Origin of the sequence: Streptomyces sp. NPDC057623, assembly GCF_042800355.1 — a bacterium.
GTDB lineage: Bacteria > Actinomycetota > Actinomycetes > Streptomycetales > Streptomycetaceae > Streptomyces.
Genome location: NZ_JBHVGZ010000042.1, coordinates 45,536 through 62,745, shown reverse-complemented (window position 1 = coordinate 62,745; position 17,210 = coordinate 45,536). Strand labels below are relative to the sequence as shown.

The following is a 17,210-nucleotide window of genomic DNA, read 5'->3' as shown; positions in this document are numbered from 1 at the left end:
GCTCGGTGTCGATACTGGGGCCGGTCATTTCGGCTTCGTTCCATGGAAGGGTGGCCCGACATGACACGACCGGCACGGGCGGGCCACCCCCCCGGCGCCGGAAGGCGGCCCGGAGTGCGGGGTGCCGGTCCAGCAGGGCCTGGGCCGCGGCGCGCAGCCGGTCGGCATCGACGGTGCCGTCGAGTTCGAAGACCAGCTGGACCAGATAGACGTCCCGGGCGTCCCGCTCGTGCTCGTACAGGGCGTGGAAGAGCAGGCCTTCCTGGAGCGGGGTCAGCGGCAGTACGTCGATCTGCGCGGGCTGCGTGGTCATGTGCTGTGCTGTCCTTCTGGTCCGGCTAGCCGTCGAGGCCCGCTGCGAGTTCGTCGAGTTCGTCCTGGGAGAGCTCGTCGTCGGTCGGTGGCACGGCCCGCGCGGCGCGGGCGGCCCGCTCGGCCAGCGCGGCGAGCGCCACGAACCAGGCGTCCGCCAGATCCCGTACCTCCGCCTCGGCCAGCACCCCGTCGGCCCAGGACCAGTCGGCCACCAGCCGGGGCCCGTCGCCGGAGTCCTGGACGACGGCGTTGAGGTCGAGGGCGTGCGCGGCACCGAGGCCGGGGTCGACGCCGACGCCGAGCGCGTTCGACTCGGGCGCGAAGGTCCACTCGCCCGTGGGGTCGGGTGCGGTGAACCGGCCCAGGTAGTTGAAGCCGATCTCGGGGGCGGGGTGCCCGGCGAGGCCGGGGGCCGTCTCGGGGTTGAGGTGGCGCAGGAGGCCGAACCCGGCGCCGTGGTCGGGCAGTTCCCGCAGGCGCTCGCCGATGCGCCGGGCCGCCGTCTCTGCGGCGGGCCCCGCGGTGAGCGCGTCGGGGAGGTCGATGCCGTCCAGGTCGAGGTGGACCGGGTAGAGGGAGGTGAACCAGCCGACGGTGCGGGACAGGTCGAGGCCGGGCGCGAGTTCCTCACGGCCGTGTCCCTCGACGTCGACGAGGACGTGCGGGGTGCCCTGGCGGTCGGCGACGGCCAGGGCGAGGCCGGTGAGCAGGACGTCCTGGGTGCCGGTGCCGAAGGCGGACGGGACGCTGGTGAGCAGCGGAGCCGTCGCCTCGGGCGGCAGGACGCGGCGCAGCGAGCGGGTGGTCTCGGCGGTGTCGCGGGCGGAGTCGAGCGGGCGGGCGCCGAGCTGGGTGCGCGGGGCGGCCAGCACACGGCGCCACAGTTCGGCCTCGGCGACCCGGGCGGGCCTGCGCGCCTCTTCCGCGAGCAGCGTGGACCAGCGGCGGAACGACGTGCCGACCGGCGGCAGCTTCGGGACCCGGCCCGCGGCGAGCGCCGACCACGCGGCCTCCAGGTCGGGCACGAGGATCCGCCAGGACACCCCGTCCACGGCCAGGTGATGCACGACGAGCAGGAGGCGCCCGGCGCGCTCCGGTCCGGGGTCGAACCACACCGCCCGCGCCATCGTCCCGGCAGCCGGATCGAGCAGCCCGACGGCCCGTTCGAACTCCTCCCTGACCGCCGCGTCGAGGTCACCGTCGGCGCCGTCGCGCACGTCGCGCCGGTCGAGCAGATCGGCGGCGCGCAAGCGGCCGACCGGGCCGACGTCGAGTTCACCGGACGCGGTGAGACGGGACCGCAGCATGTCGTGGTGGTCGATCAGCGCCTGCAACGCCTCGGTCATGCGCGCCGTTTCGGCGCCGGCCGGGACGGTCAGCAGGACGGACTGGCTCAGCCGGCCGACGGGCCCACCGCGCTCCAGCAGCCAGCGCATCACCGGCGTGAGCGGCAGGGCCCCCACGCCGTCGTCCTGTGCGCCGGCCGCCCCCACCGGCCCCCGCGCCACCGCCGCGAGCCCGCTGACGGTCTGGTGCTCGAAGACGTCCCGCGGGCTGATCACCACACCCGCCTCAGCCGCCCGGCTCACCAACCGGATCGACGAGATACTGTCCCCGCCCAGCGCGAAGAAGCCCCGGTCGAACGGAACCTCCGACAGTTTCAGCAGATCACGGAAGAGGTCGGCGAGAACCCGCTCGGCAGGTGATGCGGCGACCTCGTCAGTGGGGGTCACGGCCGCCGCGTGGACGGGCAGGGGCAGGGCCTTGCGGTCGAGCTTGCCGTTGGCGGTCAGCGGCAGCCGGTCCAGGACGACGACGGCCGAGGGCACCATGTAGTCGGGCAGTCCCTTCTCGGCGTGCTGCCGCACCGTCGCCGGATCCGGGGGCGACGCGGGGGCTTCGGGTACGACGTACGCGACCAGGCGTCGCTCTCCGGGCTCGTCCTCCCGTACGACGACGGCGACATGCCCGACCTGCGGGTGCCGGGCCAGCGTGGCCTCGATCTCGCCCGGCTCGATGCGGAAGCCACGGACCTTGACCTGGTCGTCGGAGCGGCCCGCGTACTCCAGCTCACCGTCGGCCGACCAGCGCGCCAGGTCGCCGGTGCGGTACATCCGTTCACCGGGGCCACCGAACGGGTCCGCCACGAACCGTCCGGCCGTCAGACCCGGCCGGCCCAGATAGCCGCGTGCCACGCCGGCGCCCGCGAGATACAACTCGCCCACCACTCCCGGCGGGACCGGTCGCAGCCAGGCGTCCAGCACATGGGCGCGCGTCCGGGTGACCGGACGGCCGATGGACGGCGCCTCGTCGCCGGAGAGGGGCACGCTGATCGTGGCGCACACCGTCGACTCGGTCGGACCGTAGGCGTTGGCCATGCGTCGGCCCGGCGACCAGCGGGCGACCAGCTCTCCCGGGCACGCTTCGGCACCGACGACCAGGGTGCGCAGCTCGGGGAGGTCGCAGGCGGGCAGCGTCGCGAGGGCGGCGGGCGGGATCAGGGCGTGGGTGATCGACTCGTCCGTCAGCGTCCGCCTGAGCGGTTCGCCGACGAGTGGGCCGGTCTCGGCCGGGACCACCAGTGTCCCGCCCGAGGCGAACGCCATCAGCAGTTCCATCACCGAGGCGTCGAATCCGGGCGCGGAGAACTGGAGCACCCTGGACCGCGCGTCGAGGCCGAAGCGTTCAATCTGGGTCTGTGCGAGGGCGGCGAGGCCCCGGTTCCCGACGACGACGCCCTTCGGCACACCCGTCGAGCCGGAGGTGTAGATGACGTACGCGGCCTGGTCGGGGTGGTACGTCTCCGGGATCTCGCCCGGTACTCCGTCCAGGGCGATGTCGTCGAGGACATACGCCGGCCGGGCGTCGCCGATCATGAAGTCGATGCGCTCACGCGGCAGTCCGGGGTCCACCGGCAGGAACGCGGCACCGGTCAGTGCCACCGCCAGGATCGCGACGACCCGGTCCACTGAGCGCGGGAGCAGCACCGCCACCACGTCGCCCGCGCCGATGCCCCGCCCGGCGAGTCGACGGGCCAACCGCTCGGCGCGCCGGTCCAGTTCGGCGTAGGAGAGCTGGTTGAGCGCGGGGGCTTCGGGTGTCCGGCGTACCTGCTGACGGAACAGTTCGGTCAGGGACGCCGTGGATGACGCGGACGGTCCGGCGCTCCACTCGTCGAGGCGCCGCAGTTCCCCGGCGTCCAGCAGTTCGATGTCGCCCAGGCGCCGGTCGGGGTGCGCGGCGACGGCCGTCAGGACCTGAACGAGGCGGCGGACTAGGTGCTGGGCGGTGCCGGGGTCGAACAGGTCGGTGCTGTACTCGGCGACGCCGTCGATGCCGGCCGTGGAACCGTCGGCGTGGCGGCGCTCGGTGAGGTACAGGGACAGGTCGAAGCGGGCGGCACCGGTCTCGACCGGCTCACGGGCGACGCGGAGGCCGGGCAGGGCGAGGGCGGGCTCGGTGGTGTGGCCGGTGAAGGCCAGCATGACCTGGAAGAGGGGGTGGCGGGCGAGGGAGCGTTCGGGGCTGATCGCGTCCACGAGGAGGTCGAACGGCACGTCCTGGTGGGCGTAGGCGGCGAGGTCGAAGTCCCGGGTGCGGTTGAGGAGTTCGCGGAAGGTGGGGTTGCCGGAGGTGTCGGTACGCAGGGTGAGGCTGTTGACGAAGAAGCCGACGAGGTCGTCGAGCCTGCCGTCGGTCCGTCCCGCGACGGGCGTGCCGATGGGGATGTCGGTGCCGGAGCCGAGCCGGGTCAGCAGTGCGGCGAGCCCGGCCTGGAGCACCATGAACAGCGTGACCCGCGAGGAGGCGGCGAGGCCGGCGAGGCCGGCGTGCAGGTCGGCGTCGAGGGTGAGGGCGACGCGGCCGCCCCGGCCGGTGGGTTCGGCGGGCCTGGGCCGGTCGGCGGGGAGGGGCAGCTCCTGCGGAGCACCGCTCAACGAGCGCTTCCAGAACTCCGTCTGACGTGACATCAGGCTGTCGGGCGTGCCCTCGGGGCCGAGCAGCTCACGCTGCCAGCAGGTGAAGTCGGCGTAGCCGACGTGCAGTTGGTGCCACTGTGGGGCGTGGCCCGCGCGCCGTGCCGCGTACGCCGTCTCCAGGTCGCGCATCAGCGGTGCCATGGACCAGCCGTCCACCGCGATGTGGTGGGCGAGGAGCAGCAGGACGTGGGTGTCGGGTGCGAGGCGGTACAGGGTCGCGCGCAGGGGGAGGTCGGTGGCGAGGTCGAAGCGGTGTCCGGCCGCCCCGGTGAGCAGGGCGGGGAGTTCGGCCTCGGTGGCGGGGACGACCGGCAGGGGCGTCCGTGTCTCGTCCGGGGGCAGGATCCGCTGGTACGGAGTGCCCTGGACGTCCGGGTAGCGCGTGCGCAGCGGCTCGTGGCGGACCACGACGTCGGCGAGGGCCGCCCCCAGTGCCTCGTGATCGAGCGGACCGGTGACGCGCAGCGCCCATGGCACGGTGTAGGTGGTGTGTCCGCCGTCGAGGCGGCTCATGAACCACAGGCGCTGCTGGGCGTACGACAGCGGCAGCGGGTCGGGCCGCCGGTCCCGGTGGGCGAGTTCGGGGCGCCGCGCGTCCTGGGCGTCGCCCGCACGGGCCGCGAGTCCGGCGGGGGTCGGGGTCTCGAAGACGGCCCGTACGGGCAGGGAGGTGCCGAGCGCGGCCCTGATCCGGTCGGCCAGCCGCATGGCGAGCAGGGAGTCACCGCCGAGGGCGAAGAAGCCGTCGTCGGCGCCGACCTGGTGCGGGTCGAGGCCGAGGACGTCGGCGAACAGGCCGCACAGGATCTCCTCCCGCGGGGTGCGCGGGGCGCGCCCGGCTCCCGTCCCGCAGGCCGCGGCGGGAGCGGGCAGGGCGGCGCGGTCGAGCTTGCCGTTGGCGGTCAGCGGCAGCCGGTCCAGGACGACGACGGCCGAGGGCACCATGTGGTCCGGCAGCGATCGGGCCATGTGCCGGCGCAGTGCCGCGGGGTCGGGGGCGGTGTCGGCGACGACGTAGGCGACCAGCCGCCCGTCCCGGACGAGAGCGACGGCCTGCGCGACCTCGGGGTGGCCGGCGAGCGCCGCCTCCACCTCGCCGAGTTCGATGCGGAAGCCGCGGACCTTGACCTGGTCGTCGGCCCGGCCCGCGTACTCCAGCTCACCGTCGGCCGACCGGCGCGCCAGGTCGCCCGTGCGGTACATCCGTTCACCGGGGCCACCGAACGGGTCCGCCACGAACCGCCCGGCCGTCAGACCCGGCCGGCCCAGATAGCCGCGGGCGAGGCCCGCACCGGCCACGTACAGCTCGCCGGTCACGCCCGGCGCCGCGAGACGCAGGGCGCTGTCGAGGACGTAGGCGCGCAGGTCGGGAATGGTCCGGCCGATCCCGCTCGGCCGGCCGGGCGTGAGCGGCGCTCCGGTGACGTGGACGGTGGTCTCCGTGATCCCGTACATGTTGACCAGGACGGGGGTGTCCTGCGGGTGCCGCGTGTACCAGTCGGCCACCTGGGCGGGGTCGAGGGCCTCACCGCCGAAGACGATGTACCGCAGCGTCAGGTCGTCTGGGACGCCGACGCGCAGCAGTTCCCCGAACGCCGACGGGGTCTGGTTCAGCACCGTGACCCGTTCGCGGGCCAGCAGCCGCAGGAACGCCTCCGGTTCGCGGCTCACCTCGAACGGCACGACCACGAGCGTGCCGCCGTGCAGAAGTGCTCCCCACAGTTCCCAGACAGAGAAGTCGAAGGCGTAGGAGTGGAAGAGTGTCCATACGTCATCGGCGCCGAAGTCGAACCAGTGCCGGGTCGACTCGAACAGTCGGATCACGTTCCGGTGCGGTACGGCGACGCCCTTGGGCCGCCCCGTGGAGCCGGACGTGTAGATGACGTAGGCGAGGTGATCGCCCGTCAGGTGCGCGGCGACGGGGGGCGCTTCGGGAAGCGGTTCGTCGAGTGTGAGCACCGGGACTTCCGAGGCGGGCAGGTGCGCGGCCCTCTCGCGGGTCGTCAGGAGCAGGACCGGCGCCGAGTCCGCCAGCATGAAGGCGAGCCGGTCGGCCGGGTACTCGGGGTCCATCGGCAGGTACGCGGCGCCGGTCCTGAGCACCGCGAGGATGGCCACCACCAGTTCGGCGGAGCGGGGCAGCGCGAGGGCCACCAGGCGTTCCGGGCCCGCGCCCCGGGCGGCGAGTACCCGGGCCAGGCGCTGCGCGCGGGCGTCGAGTTCGGCGTAGGTGAGGCCGGTGCCGTCGTGCACCACGGCGGTGGCGTCGGGGGTGCGGGCGGCCTGGCGCGCGAACAGCTCGGGCAGGGTGGCGGCCTCCCTCGCGTCGCCGGCCGCGACCGGGGCTTGAGCCGGAGCCGCGCCGAGCAGTCGCTCCCGCTCCCCCGGCAGCAGGACCTCCACCGCACCGAGGCGCCGGAACGGGTCCGTGGCCAGGGCTTCGAGGGCGAGGGCGAACCGGTCCAGCAGAGCGCGGGCGCCGCTCTCGTCGTACAGGTCGGGGCGGTACGACAGCCGCAGGGCGAGGCGTCGGGCGGGCAGGACGGCGAGGGTCAGCGGGTAGTGGGTGGCATCGCGGCCGGGAAGCTGGGTGACCGGGGAGGCCGCGCCGCCGTCCGATGCCCCCGGGTGGTTCTCGAAGGCGAGCAGGGTGTCGAAGAGTTCACCCCCGGCGTGGGTGACCCGCCGGATGTCGGCGAGGCCGAGGTGCTGGTGGGCGAGCAGACCCGTCTGCCGGTGCTGGAGATCGGTGAGGAGGTCGGCGACGGTCCCGGCATCGCTCCACCTCACCCGCGTCACCACGGTGTTGATGCAGAAGCCGACCATGGTGGCGATGTTCGGCAGCTCGGGCGGGCGCACGGACACGGTCTGGCCGAAGACGACGTCGGTGCGACCGGTGAGGCGGCCCAGCAGCACTCCCCAGGCGCCCTGGACGAGGGTGTTGAGGGTGATCCCGAGGGAACGGGCCGTGGTCTCGGCGGCCCGGGTCAGCTCTTCGGGGAGTTCGACGACGAGTTCGGCCGGCAGGACGGTCGCGGCGGTCGCGGCATCGGCGACGGTCGGGGTGGGCGCGGCGGGAGGGAGGAGGCCGGGCTCGGACACCCCGTCCAGCGCGTCACGCCAGGCCGTCTCCGCCGCGTCCCGGTCCTGCCGGGACAGCCAGGCGAGGTAGTCACGGTAGGCGGGCGCCGGAGGCAGGGAGGTCGGGTGCTCACCCGCGTACAGGGCGCCGAACTCGCGCACGAGCAGTTGCTTCGACCAGCCGTCGAGCAGGATGTGGTGGTTGGTGACGACGAGGCGGTACCGGTCGGGAGCGAAGCGCACCAGCAGGTACCGGATGAGCGGGGGCTTCGCCAGGTCGAAACGGCGGGTGCGCTCTTCGTCCAGCAGCCGCTCCCACTCCTTGTCCCGCTCGTCCTCACCGAGCACCGACAGGTCTGCCTCCGCCCAGGGCAGTTCGACGTCGGTGGGGACGATCTGCACGGGCGCCCCGGTCTCCCGGCGGCGGAAGCAGGCGCGCAGGTTGGGGTGCCGGTCGAGCAGGGCCTGCCCCGCGGCGCGGACGACGGCCGGGTCGACCGGGCCGGTCAGCTCCAGGATCTGCTGGGCGGCGTACACGTCGGGTGCGTGCTCGTCGTCGTACAGCGCGTGGAAGAGCAGGCCTTCCTGCAGCGGCGACAGGGGCAGGATGTCGGCGATTGCGGACCGCGTCACCGTGAGTTACCTCCACTCGCTTCCGAACTCGGTTTCGAGTTCGTCGATCTCTGCTTGGGACAGCGCCACCAGGGGCAGGTCGGACGGGGTGTGCCCGCCCGTCGGACGACCGTCGGCCTGGGCGGCCAGTTCCGCGCACCACAGGTCGGCGAGGGCGCGGACGTCGCCCTCGGACCAGATGCCGGGGGCCCAGGACCAGGTGGCGGTGAGCCTGCCGTCGCCAGTGGTCACGGCGGTGATCTCCAGGCCGTGGGCGACGGGCAGGGCGGGGTCGTGGGCCGCGCCCAGACCGGGGGGCGTCTCGGGGGCCACCGCCCAGTCGGCGCCCGCCTCCCGGGTCGTACGCCCCAGGTAGTTGAAGCCGATCTCGGGCGCCGGGAGCGCGGCCAGGACCGGGCCGGTGTCGGGGTTGAGGTGCCGGAGCAGTCCGTGTCCGATCCCGTGGTCGGGTACGGACCGCAGCTGCTCCTTGACGGTCTTCAGGACCTGGGCCCGATCGTCGAGGTCCACCTCGGTGAGGTCGAGCCGGGCGGGCACGACGCTGGTGAACCACCCCACCGTGCGGGACAGGTCCACGCCGTCGGCGATCTCCTCGCGGCCGTGCCGCTCGATGTCGAGCAGGATGCCCCGACGGCTCGTGCGGCGGGCGAAGGCGGCGGTCAGCGCGGCGAGGAGGACGTCCTCGGGGCCCGCGTGGAAGGCGGCCGGGACGGTGGTGAGCAGGTCGGTGGTGACGTCGGCGGGAAGCTCCCGGGTGAGGTGGCGCATGGCGCCGACCGTGTCCAGCTCCGGGTCGGGGCGTCGGGTACCGAGGAGCCGTCCTCTGTCGAGGGGGTTCGGGTTCTCCAACATCCGCTGCCATAGGTCGAGTTCGACGGCCCGTCCTCGCGCCTCGCGCTCCAGCAGGAGGGTCCACTGCCGGAGGGACGTACCGGGCGAAGGCGCCTCCTGCGCGCGCCAGGCCGCTGCCAGGTCGGTGCGGAGGATGTTCCAGGAGACACCGTCCACGGCAAGGTGATGGATCGTCAGCAGCAGGCGTCCCGGACGGCCGGGTCCGGCGTCGAACCACACGGCTCGCAGCAACCTGCCCTCAGCCGGGTCCAGTTGATGAACGGCGCCATCAGGGGTGTCGGTCCCAGGAACAGGCACAGCGGCGGACGGAGGCACCCGTTCCAGCAGCTCGCCCGCGTCGACGCTTCCCGGCGGCGTGATCTCGGCCCTCCAGTCGTCGGTGCTCAGCCGCATCCGCAGGGCGTCGTGACGGTCCACCAGGGCCTGGAGCGCGCGCGTCAGACGCTGCTCGTCGGCGTCGGCGGGCGTGACGAGCAGGACGGACTGGCTGAACGAGGCGATCGGACCGCCGCGTTCCCGCAACCGGTGCAGGGCCGGGGTGAGGGGCAGCTTCCCGATCGCCGGTTCCCGGTCCGGGGACGGGCTGCCGGGCGCGGGTCGGGTCGCCGCCAGCGCGGCGAGCGCGGCCACGGTCCGCTGCTCGAACACATCGCGCGGAGTCAGGCGCAACCCCGCGGCGAGCGCACGGCTCACCAGATGGATCGAAGTGATGCTGTCGCCACCGAGGTCGAAGAAGCCCTCCTCGACGCCCACGTCCGCCACCCCGAGGACCTCGGCGAAGATCTCCTGGAGCGTCTTCTCCTCGACGGTGCGCGACACCCGCCCCCTACCCGCCGACATCGCCCCCCTGGCGGGCTCGGGCAGGGCCGCGCGGTCCAGCTTGCCGTTGCCCGTCATCGGAAGGACGTCCAGCGGCACCAGCGCCTCGGGCACCATGTGGGCGGGCAGGTGCCGGGCGCAGTGGGCGCTGACGGCCGGGAGGTCGGCCTCGCCGGCTCCGACGACGTACCCGACGAGTCTCCGGACGCCACCCGCGTCCTCGCGGACGAGCACCACGGCCTGGACGACGGCCGGATGGGCGGTCAGTACGCCCTCGATCTCCCCCGGCTCGATCCGCAGCCCCCGGATCTTGAGCTGTCCGTCCGCCCGTCCCCGCAGCTCCAGGGTGCCGTCGGGGCGGCGTACGGCGAGGTCGCCGGTGCGGTACATCCGCTCGCCGGTCTCGGCCGGGCCGAAGGGGTCGGCGACGAACCGCTCGGCGGTCAGGCCCGGACGGTTCCAGTAGCCGCGCGCCACATGGTCGCCGGCCACATACAACTCGCCCTCGACGCCCACTGGTACGGGGTTCAGGCGTGTGTCCAGCACATAGGCGCGGGTGTTCCACATGGGCCGGCCGATCGGCACGGGGCCCGTCGGGAGGTCGTCCTGGGGTTCGATGCGGTGGTCGGTGCAGCCGACGGTGAGTTCGGTGGGGCCGTAGTGGTTGATCAGCCGGACGTGCGGGTGCGCGTGTCGCCACTCGCGCAGAGCCTCTCCCACCAGTGCCTCGCCGCCGAGCATGAACTCCTCGCCGGGCGACAGGTCGTGCGGGAGCGCGTGCAGCAGCGGGAGGTGGCTGGGTGTGGCCTTGAGGAAGCCGTAGCCGCCGGGCAGCGGCGCGGCACCGGCCTCGTGGAAGGCGGCGATGTGCACGCGACCGCCCGCCGCGAGCGCCCCGTGCAGGGTGGTCACGGTCGCGTCGAACGACATGGCGGCGTGCAGGAGTGAGGCACCCCGCAGACTCGGGTACGCCTCGACGCACCGGGCCACGTAGGTGGTGAGGTTGCGGTGCTCGACGACGACCCCCTTGGGGCGTCCGGTGGTGCCGGAGGTGTAGATCAGGTAGGCGGGATCCGCGGGTCGCACGTCGACAAGGGGCACGTTGTCGGTGCCCTCCGGTACGGCGTCGGGGGATACGACGGGACCGTCCAGCCAGTGCCCCCCGTCCCGGCTGATCAGGCACACCGGGGCCGCGTCGGCGAGCAGGTAGGCGGTGCGCTCGGCCGGGTGCTCGGGGTCCAGGGGCAGATAGGCGGCGCCGGCCTTGAGGACGGCCAGTACGGCGACCGCGAGGTCGACCGAACGGGGCAGCGAGAAGGCGACGACTCGACCGGGACCGGCGCCGTACGAGACCAGTACACGCGCCAACCGATCGGCACGTGCCGCCAATTGACGGTACGTCAGCTCCACGGCCGCGTCCTCGACCGCCACCGCATCCGGTGTACGGGCAACCCACGTCTCGAACATCCGGGGGAAGGTGGTGTCCGGGATCTCCCGCGCCGTGTCGTTGAACTCGACGAGCAGCCGGTGCCGTTCGCCGTCCGCGAGGACGTCGAGCGCGCCGATCGCCCGGTCCGGGTCGTCGACGGCGGCCCGCAGCAGCCGTTCCAGACGGGCGGCCAGTTCCTCGGCCGTACGGCGGTCGAAGAGGTCGGCGCTGTACTGCAGCACGCCGTCGATGCCGTCCGGAGATCCGTCGGCCGTGCGCCGCTCGCCCAGGTTGAAGGTCAGGTCGATCTTCGTCGCTCCGGTCTCCACCGGCAGGGTCCGCGCCCGCAGATCCGGGAGGTCGAGGCCCGGTTCGGCGGTCGGCCGGAAGGCGAGCATCACCTGGAACAGCGGGTGCCGGGCGAGTGAGCGCGGCGGGTTGAGGGCCTCCACCAACTGCTCGAACGGCAGGTCCTGGTGGGCGTAGGCCGCGAGATCGGTCTCCCGTACCCGGTCCAGCAGTTCCCGGAAAGCCGGGTCGCCGGAGGTGTCGGTGCGCAGCACCAGGTTGTTGAGGAAGCAGCCGACCAGGTCGTCGAGCGTCTCGTCGGCCCGTCCCGCGACCGGGGTGCCGAGCGGGATGTCGGTGCCCGCGCCGAGGCGGGTGAGCAGGGCGGCGAGCCCTGCCTGCACGGCCATGAACACCGTCGTTCCGGTCGCGGTGGCCAGCTCGCGCAGGCGCCGGTGCAGGTCGGCGTCGAGACGCACCGGGATGTCGCCGCCCCGGTGGGTGGCGCGGGCCGGACGCGGGCGGTCGACGGGGAGGGCCAGTTCGTCGGGGAGTCCGGTGAGCGCCTCACGCCAGTGGGCGAGCTGACGGTCCTGGTCGTGGCCCAGGACGTCCTGCTGCCAGGTGCCGTAGTCGGCGTACTGGAGGGGCAGCGGCCGCCAGTCCGGCTCACGCCCCGCGACCCGGGCCCGGTAGGCGGTCGCCAGGTCCCGGGCCAGGGGCTCCAGGGACCAGCCGTCCGCGGCGATGTGGTGCAGCACGAGGAGGAGTACATGGTCCTCGGGGCCGAGGACGAGGAGGTGCGCGCGAAGCGGGATCTCTTGGGCGATCCGGAAACCAGGCAAGGCCAACTTCCGCAATACCCCCGGGAGTTCGAGCTCGGCGACGGCGTCGGTCCCGAGCTCGGGTCGTACGGCCTCCAGCACCCGCTGGCGGGGCAGCCCGTCCGCCTCCGGGTACACGGTGCGCAGGATCTCGTGCCGGGCGACCAGATCGGCGAGCGCGGCGCGCAGCGCGTCCGCATCGAGCGGACCGCCGGTCAGCCGTACGGCGAGGGGGATGTTGTAGGCGGCGCCGGGTCCTTCCAGCCGGTGCAGGAACCACAGCCGTCGCTGGGCGGAGGACAGCGGGGCCTCGCCCTGTGCCGTGCTCCGGGGACCGGGCCGTGGCCGCAGGGCCGTTGCCGTGCCTATCAGCCGGGCGAGCCCGGCGGGCGTGGGTGCCCGGAACACGTCGCGCAGGGTCAGCTCGGCGCCGAGCGCGGCGCGGACACGGCCGAGGAGCCGCAGCGCGAGCAGCGAATGGCCGCCGAGGGCGAAGAAGCCGTCGCCGGCCCCCACTTCGGGCAGGCCGAGCACATCGGCGAACAGGCCGCACAGGACAGCTTCGTACGGCGTACGCGCGGCGGCACCGCGCGCGGCTGCCGACCCCGCGGTCACGGTCGGCGGGACCGGCAGTGCGGCCCGGTCGAGCTTGCCGTTGGCCGTCAGCGGCAGCCGGTCCAGGACGACGAGCGCCGACGGCACCATGTAGTCGGGCAGTCGGGCGGCGAGGTGGTCGCGCAGGGCGTCCGGTGCCGGTGCCGCGCCCTCGGCGGGGACGGCGTAGGCCACCAGGCGCCGGTCGCCGGGCGGGTCCGCTCGAACGACGGCGACCGCCTGGGCGACCCCAGGGTGGCCGGCCAGGGCCGCCTCGATCTCGCCGGGCTCGATGCGGAAGCCGCGCAGCTTGATCTGCCCGTCGGCGCGGCCGAGGAAGGCGAGTTCGCCGTCGGGCGTGACGCGGACGCGGTCGCCGGTGCGGTACATACGGGCGCCGGGCGGGCCGAAGGGGTCGGCGACGAAGCGCTCGGCGGTCGCGTCAGGGCGGTTCAGATAGCCGCGGGCGACACCTGGGCCGGCGACGTACAGCTCCCCCACCGTGCCCGTGGGGACGGGCTGGAGGGTGCCGTCGAGGACGTGGGCGCGCATGCCGTCCAGCGGGCGGCCGATGGGCAGCGGGTCGGGCACGGGGGCACCCGGCGGGCAGGGGCGGTAGGTGGCGAAGGTGGTCGTCTCGGTCGGGCCGTAGCCGTCGGTGACGGTCAGCCCCGGGCAGGCGTCCAGGACCCGGCGCACGGCGGCGGCAGGGACCGCCTCGCCGCCCGTCCACACCTGGCGCAGTCCCGTGAAGCAGCCCGGGGCCTCCTCCGCGGCGAGCCGGAAGAGTCCGGCCGTGAGCCACAGCGCGGTCAGTCCGTGCCGTTTCGTCAGACGCGCCACGGCCGCGGCGTCCATCTCCTCGTCCGGGTCGGCGACCACGACGGTGCCGCCGGTCAGCAGCGGCACCCACAGTTCGTAGGTGGACGCGTCGAAGGCGGTCGGCGAGTGCAGCGGCACGCGCGCGTGGGCGCCGCCCTCGAACGCCGCGTCGGTGGCGAGGGCGGTGATGTCGCGGTGGGTGACGGCGACGCCCTTCGGGGTGCCGGTGGAGCCGGATGTGTAGCTGATGTAGGCCAGTTGGGCGGGGTGCAGCGCTATGTCCGGGTCGGTGTCCGGTTCGGTGGCGAGCGACGCGTCGGGGACGATGACGACGACGGGGCCGTCGCAGGTCTCCTCGGTCGGCTCGGACTCCGCCTCGGTCAGCAGGATCGCGGCACGCGTCTCGGCGAGGATCCGTCGGGTGCGGGCACCCGGGGCCCGCGGGTCGAGGCCGACGTACGCACCGCCCGCCTTGAGTACGGCGAGCAGTGCGAGGACCAGGTGGTCCGAGCGGCGCATCAGCACCGCCACGCGGTCCTCCGGGCGGACACCCAGGGCGATCAGCCGGTGGGCGAGCCGGTTGGCGCGGGCGTTCAACTCGCCGTAACCGATGTCGCGTTCGCCGTGGGCGAGGTCCGATCGCAGCGCCACGCCCGTCGGGTCCGCGGCTACGCGAGCCGCGAACAGGGCGGGCACGCTCGCCTCACCCCGGCCCGGGTCTGCGCCGACGAGTCGTGAGTGCTCCCCCGCGAGGGCCGTCTCGACGCGGCCGACCGGGGTGCCGGGGCCGAGCGCGGCACCGGCGAACCGCTCCACGAAGTGCGTGAACCGCCGGTGATGTGCGGTGAGTTCGGCGTCCGTGTAGAGCTCGGGGCTCGCGTCGAGGTCGACGCGGATGCCGCGGCCGTCCGCGCGGTCGTACACGTTGAAGGCGAGGTCCTCGATCGGCCCCGTGGAGAGGTTGTGGCGGGTGGTCGGGTGCCCGGCGAAGCGCAACTCGGGCCCGAACGCCATGATGTTGACGACCGGCCCGAAGAACCGCCGCCCGCCCTGCGGCCAGTCCAGTTCCCGTCGCAGGTCCTCGCCCCGCAGCCGCTGGTGGGCCAGCAGGTCCCGGGTGGCCGTCGCGGTCCGGCGTACGAGGTCGAAGGCCGCCGTGTCGGGCCGTACGGACAATCGCAGCGGGAGCACGTTGGACGCCATGCCCGGGGTGGCGAGTTCCGTCTCGCTCTCGCGGGCGCTGACGGCGAGGCCCAGCACGATGTCGCGGGCTCCGGTGAGCCGGTGCAGATAGGCGGCGGTCGCGGCGAGGACGACACGCGACCAGCGGGTGCCGGCGCGCTCGGCGGCGGCGTGCACCAAGTCCCCCGCCGCTTCGGGGAGACGACCCGTTCGCCGCAGGAAGCGGGCGGCGACCTGGGGTGGGCCTGCGGACAGGCCCACGGCGTCGGGTCGGTCGGCGAGAGTGCCGGTCCAGTACGTCTGGTCCTTGGTGTGCCGTTCACCGGTCCGGTACGCCTCGTCCGCGGCGACGAGTGGGGCGAGCGGCGCGGCAGGCGGGGTGTGCGGGATGCCGGCTACGCGGGCGGTGTAGGCGTCGGCGACCCGCGCGGCGATCAGGGAGCAGCTGTAGCCGTCGACGGCGATGTGGTGGTAGCGCTGGTACCAGATCCAGTGGGCGTCGGCGAGCTTCAGCAGCGCGTACCGGAAGAGCGGGGACCGGTCGAGGTCGAACGGCGTGCCGAAGTCGGCGGTCATCCATGCCTGGGCGGCTGCCATGGCGTCGGGCTCGTCCGCGAGGTCGACGACGGGCAGGTCCCGGTCGGGCCCGGCCTCGACGAACTGGCGCACGGTGTCGTCGGCGGCCGCGAAGCGCACGCGCAGCGTCTCGGTGGCGGCCACCACCTGCCGTGTCGCGGCCCGGAAGTGCCGGGGGTCGACAGGGCCGTGGATCTCGGTGTACTCGCCCACGTTGTAGGCGGGCCCCACCGGATCGAGCCGCTGGCCGAACCACATGGAGCGCTGGGCGGCGGACAGGTCCAGGTCCGGTACGCCGGTCATCGGCCCTCCGCCCCGGCGACGGCACCGGTGAGCAGTCGTTCCACCTGTGCGGTGACGGTCAGGGGGCCGGTGTCGCGGTCGGGCCAGGGGACGCGCAGCCAGGGTTCGGCGGGGACCAGCGCGAGGTCGCGGGCCTGGCGGGCGCGGCCGCCGCCGGTGATGTTGAGGAGCACGAGTTCGTCACGGCGGACCCGGCCGGCCCGGACCGCTTCGGCCAGAGCGGCGAGGGCGACTCCGGCGCCGGGCTCGATGTCGATGCCCTCGACCTCCTCGAAAAGCGCCATGGCGGCGAGCGCGGACTCGTTGTCGGTACATCGGATCGCGCCACCGCTCTCGGCCAGCACGTCCCGGACGCCGCCGCGGAGGGAGAACGGCGGGCGGCGGTTGGTCAGTTCACGGGCCAGCGGCTCGTGCTCGCGGTGGGCCGGGGCCAAAGCCGCGCCGCGCCAGGCGTCGTACAACGGCGCGAAGGGGGTGTTCTGGCACATCAGCAGGCGGGGCAGCGGCTCGCCGTCCGCGCGGACCCGGCGTGCCGCCTCGTGGGCGCCGATGGCCCCGGTGCCGCTGCCGACGGCCTGGACGTATGTGTCCGGCAGCCGGCCCAGCGCCTCGGCGGCGGCCAGCATGACGGTGCCGAGGCCGTCGCGGCGACCCACGTTGCGGCAGCCGCCCTCCGCGTGGTGGCCGGGGAGTCGTGCGAGGAGGTCGGCGCAGGCGATGGCGTCGCTGTAGGTGGCGGGGCCGTCGAGGACGACGAGCCGGACGCAGGGGTCGAGCGGGGCGGGGAACCGCATCCGCTCCAGGGCGGGGGCGGGCACGACGAGCAGACAGGGCACCCGGTGCCGGGTGGCGGCCCAGGCGAAGGCGGCGGCGGTGTTGCCGGCGGAGGGGATCACCAGCACGGGCGGTTCGGCGGGCAGCCGGCCCAGCACGGTGTACGCCTCCAGGTCCTTGAACGTGCAGGTGGGCAGCTGTGCCCCGCGCTCGGGCCAGTACCCGTTGAAGGCGACCCAGAGCCGGTCGAGGCCGATACGGCGGCCGAGGCGTTCGGCGCGGTGGACGACCGGGCCGGGCACCTCGGGGAACGTCTGCGCCACCGGCAGCAGCGGGGCGTGCCGGAACAGCCCGGTACTTTCACCGACGCGCGTTCCGGTTCTTTCGTACTCGGTGCGCAGAAATGCCGGTTCGTGCCGACGGGAGCAGTCGAGGACGAGGCCGTCGTCCTCGTATCGGGTTCCGCATGAGGAACAGACGAGTGTGTAGTGACGTGTTCCCGGGCGTACTCCGGACATGTTCGCTTGCCTTCCGCAGTGCCGCGTTTCGCTGATCAATTTGACCCGGCGCTTCAGGAAGGACGGGCGACATGCGAATTACCTTTTCACGACGCCTGGTTGACGGATGGGAAGCGCTTACCGACTTCTTACCGAGAACGACGGAGTGTTCAGTTCCGCTTCACTTGCCCTTATCTGCCGAACAGTTGGGAGAGCACACGCTGCGGAGATCATCCGAGAC

General features: G+C 73.8%; 4 protein-coding genes. All 4 read right to left on the bottom strand.

Annotated features, from left to right (window positions below):
* Nucleotides 1–313, bottom strand: a 313-nt coding sequence (locus ACFU95_RS32750) for a condensation domain-containing protein (RefSeq protein WP_383835065.1), incomplete at its 3' end; no start/stop codon positions are given.
* Between the two features lie 25 nt (nucleotides 314–338).
* Nucleotides 339–8,009, bottom strand: coding sequence for an amino acid adenylation domain-containing protein (locus tag ACFU95_RS32745; RefSeq protein WP_383835062.1), 7,671 nt, complete (start codon nucleotides 8,007–8,009; stop codon nucleotides 339–341).
* A 6-nt stretch (nucleotides 8,010–8,015) separates the two neighbouring features.
* Complete coding sequence (locus tag ACFU95_RS32740; protein ID WP_383835059.1) at nucleotides 8,016–15,698, bottom strand: amino acid adenylation domain-containing protein; 7,683 nt, start codon at nucleotides 15,696–15,698, stop codon at nucleotides 8,016–8,018.
* On the bottom strand, nucleotides 15,695–16,990 hold the full coding sequence (locus ACFU95_RS32735; protein WP_383835056.1) for a cysteate synthase: 1,296 nt from the start codon (nucleotides 16,988–16,990) through the stop codon (nucleotides 15,695–15,697). Before ACFU95_RS32735 ends, ACFU95_RS32740 begins: the two co-directional genes overlap by 4 nt.
* Nucleotides 16,991–17,210 lie beyond the last annotated feature (220 nt).